The organism is Treponema sp. Marseille-Q4523, assembly GCF_016901105.1.
GTDB lineage: Bacteria > Spirochaetota > Spirochaetia > Treponematales > Treponemataceae > Treponema_D.
In genome coordinates this window covers 1-9829 of record NZ_JAFEVM010000054.1, presented here as the reverse complement: position 1 = coordinate 9829, position 9829 = coordinate 1, and the positions used below count along the sequence as shown (strand labels likewise).

The following is a 9829-nucleotide window of genomic DNA, read 5'->3' as shown; positions in this document are numbered from 1 at the left end:
CGGTCAATTTCTTTTTCGTTTTCATGTCTAACCCCATCTTGCCCTTCCTTCGGGCTTCTATTTTGGGTTAGATTTTTACGTGATGAACAGCTTTTTTTTCGGTTAGATTTAACGTGAGGCAATGCGCTCCCTTGCGAGATATCAAATAATGCGCTACACTCGTTTTATGAATGCAATTATCACCGTCGTCGGCTCGGATAAAGTCGGCATCATCGCAAAAGTGAGCGGCTTTCTCGCCGAGCACAAAGTCAACATAGCCGATATTTCACAGACGATCCTTTCCGGTAATTTCGTTATGATGATGATGGTAAATCTCGACGGCGCCGATATTTCTATAGAAAACCTCCGCGCTGAAATGGATAAAACCGCAGACGCTATGGGCGTCGAAATCAACATCATGAGCGAAAAAGTGTTTTCCGCGATGCACCGGATTTGATCGTACCCGCCGGCGGATGTTGCGCCGCGTCGTGTTAGGATGATGAAACCGCAGATTCTTTTCACTTGAAAAAAATACGGGCGATTCGAACTGCGCGATTCCATAGTGCGCACAGCCCGTCCGCCCGTACAAACGATTTTTCGAATTGTTTTACGCGCCGCCGACACCCTTGTCGATCGAAGCGCCGGTCGCTTTATTTACGGTAAAATTGATAAGCAATACGAGTACGATGATCATAAGGTTGATCGCGTTGCCGTACTGCGTATAGCCTTTTTCGTTGAACTGCATGAGCATCGTCGTGAGCACTTTGTTTTGCGGCGTGACGAGGAGCGCGAACAGCGAAAGCTCTCTCATGCACGAAATAAACGGCAACAAAAATCCCGACAGGAACGTCGCCTTTTGAATCGGAACGATGATGCGCGACATGCGCTTTATCCACGGCACGCCGACGATGACGGCGGCTTCTTCGATTTCATTTGAAAGCTGCAGCATGGCGTTGACGCCGCTTCTCGATGCGAAGGGCAGATATTTTACCGAACCGATGAGCGCGAGGATAAAAAACGAACCGTACAAAAACGGGATCTTCGTCGCAATCGAAAGGTAGATCGCACCGAATGCCATCGACGGCATGAGGTACGGGAAAAACGCGAGGTTGTTGACGAAGGTTGCCAATTTCGAGCCGCGCCGTTTTCCGATCGCATAGCCGATGAGGATGCCGCTCGTACCGGCGACGACTGAGCACACGACCGACAGGCGAAGACTGTTCCACAGCGTGCGCCACACATCGGCGCTCATGAGGATGCCCGCATCCATGCCGTTTTCAAGGGCGGATTCGCCGCGTCCGATCCAAAAATCGAGCGTAAAATTTTTCAGCGAATAATCGCCGGGCAGGAGAAGCATAGATTCAAGGGCAAAGGTGATGAGCGGCACGATCGCGATAAAGCACAAGAGGATGACAAGGACGGCAGAAAGCGGAGTCCGTGCACCGCGAAGGTTCACGAGCGAAATCTGCGAAGATTTTCCGGTGATCGTCGTAAACGATTTTCGCCTGCCGGTAAACCATTGATTCAATCCGAGTATGCCGATGCCGAATAAAATCATCGTAAACGCGATGATGTATCCCTGTCCCTGGAAATTGCCGTTCATCATCGTGTACATCTTTGTCGTGAGTACCCAAAAGCGCACGGGCGATCCGAGAAAAACCGGAACGGCGTATGCGCTCATCGCGGAAGCGAACACGAGCAGAAAAGTCGAAAGAAGGGCGGGCATGACGATCGGCAGCGTGATTTTCCGCATGATCTTTGCGCGGCTCGCTTTCAAAATCGTCGCGGCTTCTTCGAGGTTTGCATCCATATTGCGGAGGATGCCGCCGATGAGGATGTAGGCGAACGGCGAATAGTGAAGCCCGAGTACGACCGAGCAGGGGAAAAGTCCGTACACGAACCATTCCGGCATTGCGATACCCGTAAGCGCCGTAAAGATGCCCGTGATGCCCATGCCGACGTTCGCATTTCTGAAAAAGTTCGTCCAAAACATCGCAAGCGTCCACGACGGCATGATGTACGGAAATACGAATACGAACGAAATGAATTTTTTGTATTTGAGATTCGATCTTGTGATGAGCCACGCAACCGATCCGCCGAAAAAAATCGCGATGACGGACGCGATGATCGCCATAAAAATCGTATTCAGCAGCGGACGATAAAAATTGTTAACGGAATATTCGCCGCCTGCGAGCAGTCTCTTCCAGTGGTACGGCGTGAGTGCGCCGGCCGGCTTGCGTATAAGCTGCATCTCCATCGGATGAACGCTGTAGGTTTCGAATACGAGCGAAAGCAGCGGATACAATGTCAGCGCCGCCAGCAAAACGAAAAATACGACAAGGATGACATTTGCGGGATTTTGAAAAAATGTCTTTATGCGGTTTGCCGCTTTTTTTGACATAACAGCTCCCATAAAAAAATTACAGACGAATTGCGGACACACGCTTGGAAACATGTGCCCGCATATATCTTATACGGAAGTCTCTAAAAATTACAGTTTTAGGAGGCTTTTATTTGGTAAGATTTTTTGAAATGAATTCGAAAACGTCCGCGTACGCTTCATTGATGTATTCGGGATCGTCCATAACGAGACGCGTTCTCCAATACGAAAGCGGCTGATCGCCTTTGTTTACCGGAATGCTCGTGTTCGAAGAATATGCGCCGATGTTTTTTGCCCACGCAGCGAATCCCTCAGGCGATACCAAGTGCTCGACAAAGAGCATCGACGTGTACGGCATCGTCGTCGTTTTAACGATCTGCACGTAAAGCGGATACATAAAACCCGCAAAAGGTTCTACCGTCGTATTTTTGCCGTCCGCATAGTACGAGGCGACTTCGAGATTTTCAACGCGCACGGTTTTCGAGCGGAGTTTGCTCAAAACGAAAAGACCGATTTTTCCCGACGCTTCGGCATTGGAAATCTGTTCCGCTATCGTCGTGTCGGTATTGCCGAACGAACAGTTGTGCAGAAATTCCGCGATCCATTTATAGCCCGCGTTTTTATAGCTGCCGAGCTGAATGTCTTTTCCGTACAGGTTTTTATACGCTTTTGCAAGCTTGTCCGCCCACGTTTTATTCGTCAGCATGATGAGGAAGTTTTCGTTTACCTTTTCGGTTTCGGGACTTTTGAAAAACACTCTGCCTTTCATCGCGGGTTCGGTCAGCTGCCATACGTTCGTGATCGCCGGAACGTTCGAGCCGACGGTATTGAAGATAAAAAGCTTGTCGATATATTGCTGTACGAGCGGCACTTTGTCCGCACCGTCGATGCTAGAAGCAACGGATGCGGGAACGTAGTTTATGAGATTGCCCGTGTCGACCATCTGCACTTTCATAACCGCACCGTTTTGCGTCAGCACGACGTCAGCGCCGTCGATCTTTCCGCTGATTTCCGCCTGCAGTTTCGTATAGATTTCGCTGTCTTTGACGTTCGTCGTTTCGACGTCGATGCCGTATAATTCCGTAAACGCTTTTGCCGCAGTCGCAATGCGGGAACTCGTTCCGTACGCTTTAAATACGGTACCGGCCGATTTTGCCGCAGCCGCTTCTTCTTTTGCCTTTGCGACGATTTCATCGTGCGACATATTTTTTGCTGCATCGATCGTTTGCTTGACGGTGTTGCCGCCGGCATCGTTTCCACCCATTGCAAAAAGTGCCGATGCCGCCAGAACGCACATCGCACCGAGAACCTGTTTTTTCATTTTTACCTCCAAACAATTGCATAACGATTTGATTTTTTTATGTATCCGACTGAAATTTACGTTCAGCCGACAATGTACTATTGTACTACGTATTTTTATCGTATGTCAAATATTTTCACAATAATTTGTGTCAATTTTATTTTTTTCTAAAACGTTATTATCTCTTCGTAGACTTTGATCGCAAACTGATCGGTCATGCCGGAGATGTATTCGATGACGCATTTTTGATACGATTCATTGTCGTATATGTCGAACACTTCGGCAGTGTTGCAGCGGATGATTTTTTTTCGATCCTCCTGCCCCAAGGGTGCGTAGTTTGCGTATTTGACGAGCCAGTCTTCGTAGGTCGAACACAGATTCGGGTAATAGCGCAGTGCCTGCCGTGCGCGTCCGTTTTGCGCATAGGGCTGTACGCGCATGAGCACTTCGTACAGCGTTTTGACGATGTCCGACGCATAGTGCATGAATTCTTCTATGCGCCAGTGCGCATATATCCGCCGGTAATTGAATTTTTTCAGCTCGATGATAAAACGGAAATACTCGTCCGAAAAACGCAAACCGCTTTCGGGACTCGACTGCGTGCACAAGTCGACGATGAGATCGTTTATCAACACGGTCGTATTGACCGCTTTGCCGCTTCGGAACGCACCCTTCGCTTTGCCGTCGATGCCGAGCGTCGTCGCAACGATTTCGCGCAGTTCGCGGTACGACGTCATATCGAGCATGTGGTATGCCCGCGCGTCTTCGATGTCCCGTCCCAAGTACGCGATCTTGTCGGCGATCTTTACGACACAGCCCTCCCACGTGTACGGCTGTACGATGCCCGGCCGCTTTATCGAATAAAGATCGATTGCTTCAGTCCTCGGCACGATGCCCTGCTGATCGATTTCGCCGCAGTGACAGATAAGCCCGTCTCGCACCGCGTACGTCAAATTGAGCGGCTGTTCTATCCCGTCGGGATCGGCAAGCGTTTCGATATAATCGGCAAAAAAAAGACTGTTCCGCTCGTGCCAAAATTTTTTCGGCGCGTTCGCGCCCGTTTTTTGTTCAAGCAGCGAATTGAGGCAATTTTCTCCGTGATGGCCGAAAGGCGCGTGACCGATATCGTGACCGATCGCGATTGCAGCGGCAAGCCTTTCGTTCAAGCCGAGATATTTTGCGATTTCGGATGCGACCGATGCGACGTGCAGCACGTGTTCCATGCGCGTACAGGTGTGATCGTTGTGCGGTGCAAAAAAAACCTGCGTTTTATGCTTTAAGCGGCTGAACGCGCGGGAGTGTAAAAGCCGTGTATAATCGCGCTCGAAATCGGATCGGATTTCGTTGCCTCTGCCGTACAGCGGTACTTCGCGTTTTATACATTCCGCCCAATTTTTGCTTTCGGGGCAGCATCTCACGTCTTTAAAAGAATCTTTCATACGGCGGCTATTATATCACGGAAAAAGATCAGGAGTAAGCGCACGGTTAAAAAAATAAGGCCACTGTCAAAAGGAGGAAAAACAGTGACCTTTGCGTTTGCATATAATGCTTACGCTTTATAAACGACGGATGCGGAAAATGGTTACATTGAGATTCGGTATTATAAGCATCGTATACGAATTATACGATAAAGCATAAGAGGAAACTGCAAGCGGCGTTCCGAATCACATATAACGTGCTGCGGAAAACTGCTGGCGGACGAAACGTTCGAAGGAGCGTCACCGGAGATGCATTTTCCACCCGAGCCGATACGGTCGATCCCAGCACGGCATCGGTATAATTGACGATACCGCGTATGCCGCAAGTGACAAGGCACGAAGCAAGAGGGGCGGCATCTTCGTTTTTCGATGCTCGACCGACGTAATGCGCGTTTTATCCGTGCGCGAAAGAAGTTCCGCCAAGAGCACGAGCCGTTTCTTCGACGGTTCGGAAACGCGCTTTTGCGGCGCGGCAAGCATTTCGTTCATCGCAATCCTCCCGATAGTAACGGATGTCAGGTTTTCCGGTCAACGGGAAATTCGGCCTTTTCCATCGATTCGAAGCCGAAAAATCTAAAAAAAACGGAAAACCCGCATTTACTGTGAAATTTTTAACAGTAATTAAGAAAAAAGTAAAGGTGAGCGCGGTAGAGGTAAAGGAAGGCGACGGAAGGATGGGGCAATTCGAAAACGGATATGATGTATGAAAACAAAAAAGCGGGAGCCGCGTAATTTCAAAGAGTGACTTGCAATATTATTTTTTAAAATTACTGCAGCGAAGCGTTTGCCATAAGCCGTTTCATCGCATCAAAATCCGCCTCCGCCTTGTTACGTCTTTCTAATGCAAGATTTGTATTACCTCGCCATTCATAGAATATATAATTTGTATCATCGATTTTAATCGCTTCGGTAAACGCATCGAGAGCATCACCGTATTTTTGCAAACGGTAACAGCAAACGCCTATATGAAAATACACATCCGAAACGCGGTATTTTAATGTTGCGGCTTTACGGTAATCGCTCAAGGCCGCATCATATCGTCGCAGCATTTCATATGCCGCACCCCGATCAAAATAGGTTTCCGCATTTTTAGGATTCAGTCTTATCGCATGAGAATAATGTAAAACCGCATTTTCATAATCATTCATTCGATAACGGATTTGTCCTTTATTTTTAAAATGTAAGGCACACTTCGGATTCAACTCTATAGCGGTATCGATATCACGAAGTGCTTTTTCCAGATCTCCCAACTGTATATAGAGGCATGCTCTGTTATTGTATACTCTGTCGTCGTCGGGAATCAATACAAGTGCTTCGTCGAAATCGGCAAGCGCGTCCTTATATTGAGCCTTACAAATAAAGATCATTCCCCTTAATAAAAGCGCTTCCTCATAAGACGGCTGTATTTGCAGAGCTTTATTTATATCCGCCAGCGCCGCATTATAGTATCCCGACAAACAATAATAATTTCCCCGCTCATAATACAGCCGATAATTATCGGGATCTTTCCGTATTTTTTTCTCGTAGACTCGAAGGTTAAGCCTGAATATCAACAAATTATCTTTTTCCGTAGTCCGATTCATAGGAACAGAACTACAGGCAAAAACAGTGCATAACAATACCGTATAAAAAAACATCACACATATATTTTTCATCTTCCTTGCCATGCACCGTCCTTTTCCGTACAATAGCGCCTATATGGAATTTACTCAAGACACAATGGACGCGCTCGCAATCGATGAAGCGCTCATCGTACAAAAAATCGCGGCGGAAATCGGCATCCGCGAAACGCAGGTGCGCGCCGTCATCGACCTCGTAAACGAAGGCTGCACGGTTCCGTTTATCGCGCGCTATCGAAAAGAAAAGCACGGTTCGCTCGACGAAATGCAGATACGCGACAGCGACCGTCTGTTCAAATCGCATAAAAATCTCGAAGAACGCCGCCTCGAAATCGCGAGGGGTATTTTTGCTCAAGGGAAGCTCTCCGAATCTCTGTACGACGCGGTAATGAGCGCGCTTACGCTCACGGCGCTTGAAGACTTATGGGCGCCGTTTAAAAAGAAAAAGAAAACGCGCGGCATGATCGCGATCGAACGCGGGCTCGAAGCGCTTGCGGATGCGATGCTCACGCTCGACGATACTGCATTCGAAAAAAAGGCGGAAGAATTTATTAAAATAAACGACGACAACCCCGAACTTTCGGTTCCGACTGCAGAGGATGCGATCGCGGGTGCGAAAGACATCATCGCGGAAAGGACGGCTCAGGACAGCGCAAACCGCAAAGCGGTGTACGACCTCTATATGGCGACCGGCTCGATCGTTTCGAAAGGTATCGGAGACGAAGAAAAGCAAAAGACGTCGACATATCAGATGTATTGGGATTATACGGAGCCGCTCAATCAGATAAAGCCGCACCGCATTCTCGCGATAAACCGCGGAGAGCGGGAAGAAGCGCTCGAAGTTACCGTAAACGTGGACGTCGATGCGGCTGTCGAAATGCTGCAAAAGCGCCAAACGATCAACAACGCGTATCACGCGGACGCGATCAAAGACGGCGTCGTGAGGCTCCTTTCACCGGCTGTCGTGCGCGAAATCCGCAGCGACGAAACGGATAAAGCGGACGAACACGGTATCGGCATATTCAGCGAAAACCTCAGAAACCTTTTGATGACGCAGCCGATCAAAGGCAGCCGCGTGCTCGGCGTCGATCCGGGCATACGAACCGGAACGAAGTGTGCCGCTCTCGACGAAACGGGGAAATACCTCGGAAGCTTTTTAATAAAGCAAGTCGCCGACGTTTCGGGTTCCTACGAAGCGCTTAAAGCTGCGATCAAAAAATACGATATTCAAGTCGTCGCCGTCGGAAACGGAACGGGAAGCCCCGAAGTGCGCGAACTCGTAAGCCGAGTCATAAGCGAAAACTATCCCGACGTGCGCTACACGGTCGTAGACGAGAGCGGTGCGTCGGTGTATTCCGCAAGCGACATCGCGCGTGAAGAGTTTCCCGACTTGGATTTGACGATACGCGGAGCGGTCAGTATGGGGCGGCGGCTGCAGGATCCGCTTGCCGAACTCGTCAAAATCGATCCGAAAGCGATCGGCGTCGGACTCTATCAGCACGACGTCAATCAAAAAAAACTTTCCGACATGCTCGACGAAGTGGTAGGCTCCGTCGTAAACAAAGTCGGCGTCAATTTGAATACGGCGAGCAGTTCGCTTTTAAAATACGTTTCGGGCATTACGCCCGCGACGGCGAAAAAGATCGTCGCATACCGCGATGCGAACGGAAAGATCACAAGCCGCGACGATTTGAAAAAAGTGAGCGGACTCGGCCCGAAAACTTTCGAGCAGTGCGCGGGATTTTTAAAAATTCCCGAAAGCGGAGAGCCGCTCGACAACACGTGGGTGCATCCCGAAAACTACGAAGCGGCGCGCGAGCTTTTTGCCGTCATCAAATCGGGCGGCGAAGTTTCCGGCGAATTGAAAAAGAAACTCGAAGAAAAATACGGCATCGGGGAAACGACGATTTCGGATATCGCAGAAGAATTGAAAAAGCCGAACCGCGATCCGCGCGACGACTATCCCGCTCCGATCATGCAAAAAGGCGTCGTTCAGTTCGAAGATTTGAAGCCGGGCATGAAAGTTACCGGAAAAATCAAAAACGTCGTCGACTTTGGCGCTTTCGTCGACCTCGGTTTGCACGAAACGGGACTCATCCACATCAGCGAGCTTTCGGACAATTTCGTCAAAGAGCCGATGGAAATCGTCAAGGTCGGCGACGTCAAAGAATTTACGATTCTTGCGCTCGATCCCGACAGAAAACGTATCAGCCTGTCGCTGAAAAGCGACGCGGCATCGCGCGCGCTCAATCCGCCGGAAGCGAAATCCGGCGATAAGGGAAACGGAAAAACACCGCATGAAAAAAAACCGAACGGGAGCGCAAAGAGAGCGGTCGTCGTAAAAGCACTTTCGAAAAATGCGGACGGCACGCGGCAGAAGAACGACGGCAAAAACCGTCAAAGCTCAGGCGCAAAAACGGGCGGCGTGCGAAACGACGGTATGACGTACAATCCCTTTGCGGATCTGCTGAAAAATCGCTGAAGCGGGGTGTCGGGGCTGTGGAATATCGGCACAGACAAGACTTCGGGGTACGGAATACTTACAGCTGTTCGACTTCCGCTTTCGTGAGATCGGTTATTTTGCAAATGTCTTCAAGCGGATAATGCATAGCGAGCATGGTTTTTGCCGTTTCAAGCTTAGCTTGGTATGAGCCTTCGGAAAAACCTTTTACTTCGCCTTGCGCAATGCCTTCCTGCAAAGCGATTTCTCTTTCTTCTTCTCGCTGTACGGCGATGTCTACATCGTAATCGTATTCGGCAATTAACATATTCATCACCTCCTTTGACTTCCGCAACAGATACTCCCGCAGGATGTCATTTTGTATGCACTCTTTGATCGCGTTCTTAAAGCCGTTTTCACTGTCGAGCTTCAAATGTTTCCGTACGGCGTCTACGAACAACGTGTATTCTTTCAGCGGTTTGCACGTATGCACAATTTTACTACCCTTATTATAATTGATATTCGTCACGCTGACAACGAGATGCTATGTTTTTAATTACCGGCAGAAGTGGTAGTCTTATCCGACGGGATAAGGGAGCAGACAGCAGGTTGCCCTAGAACGTGAGGAAATCT

General features: G+C 49.1%; 7 protein-coding genes and 1 pseudogene. 2 read left to right on the top strand and 6 right to left on the bottom strand.

What is annotated here, in order from left to right; all coding sequences use genetic code 11:
• Positions 1 to 166 precede the first annotated feature (166 nt).
• Positions 167 to 436 (top strand): ACT domain-containing protein, encoded by a 270-nt coding sequence (locus JSQ97_RS12085; RefSeq protein ID WP_038081020.1) that lies wholly within the window; start codon positions 167 to 169, stop codon positions 434 to 436.
• A 150-nt stretch (positions 437 to 586) separates the two neighbouring features.
• Here the strand turns inward: JSQ97_RS12085 and JSQ97_RS12080 are convergent, their stop codons facing one another.
• From JSQ97_RS12080 to JSQ97_RS12060, 5 genes are all read right to left on the bottom strand, one after another.
• A complete protein-coding gene (locus tag JSQ97_RS12080; protein ID WP_205076276.1) occupies positions 587 to 2380 on the bottom strand; it encodes an ABC transporter permease in 1794 nt (597 codons plus the stop codon).
• Between the two features lie 109 nt (positions 2381 to 2489).
• Entirely contained in the window at positions 2490 to 3680 is a 1191-nt protein-coding gene (locus JSQ97_RS12075; protein WP_205076275.1) for an ABC transporter substrate-binding protein, read from the bottom strand.
• A gap of 146 nt (positions 3681 to 3826) precedes the next feature.
• Positions 3827 to 5098 carry a deoxyguanosinetriphosphate triphosphohydrolase family protein gene (locus JSQ97_RS12070; RefSeq protein ID WP_205076274.1) on the bottom strand — a complete coding sequence of 424 codons (1272 nt, stop codon included), beginning with the start codon at positions 5096 to 5098 and terminating at the stop codon, positions 3827 to 3829.
• 279 nt (positions 5099 to 5377) lie between these two features.
• The gene (locus JSQ97_RS12065) at positions 5378 to 5626 is read right to left on the bottom strand and encodes a hypothetical protein (RefSeq protein ID WP_205076273.1); all 249 of its coding nucleotides are present in this window, start codon (positions 5624 to 5626) and stop codon (positions 5378 to 5380) included.
• A 278-nt stretch (positions 5627 to 5904) separates the two neighbouring features.
• Positions 5905 to 6804, bottom strand: a complete 900-nt coding sequence (locus JSQ97_RS12060) for a tetratricopeptide repeat protein (RefSeq protein ID WP_205076272.1) — start codon at positions 6802 to 6804, stop codon at positions 5905 to 5907.
• A gap of 31 nt (positions 6805 to 6835) precedes the next feature.
• On the opposite strand from JSQ97_RS12060, the gene JSQ97_RS12055 reads away from it, so the two are divergent.
• On the top strand, positions 6836 to 9238 hold the full coding sequence (locus tag JSQ97_RS12055) for a helix-hairpin-helix domain-containing protein (protein WP_205076271.1): 2403 nt from the start codon (positions 6836 to 6838) through the stop codon (positions 9236 to 9238).
• A 58-nt stretch (positions 9239 to 9296) separates the two neighbouring features.
• Here JSQ97_RS12055 and JSQ97_RS12050 read toward each other — a convergent pair.
• Positions 9297 to 9737 (bottom strand): annotated as a pseudogene (locus JSQ97_RS12050) (nuclease/transposase family protein); the annotation flags it as partial.
• Positions 9738 to 9829: the final 92 nt, after the last annotated feature.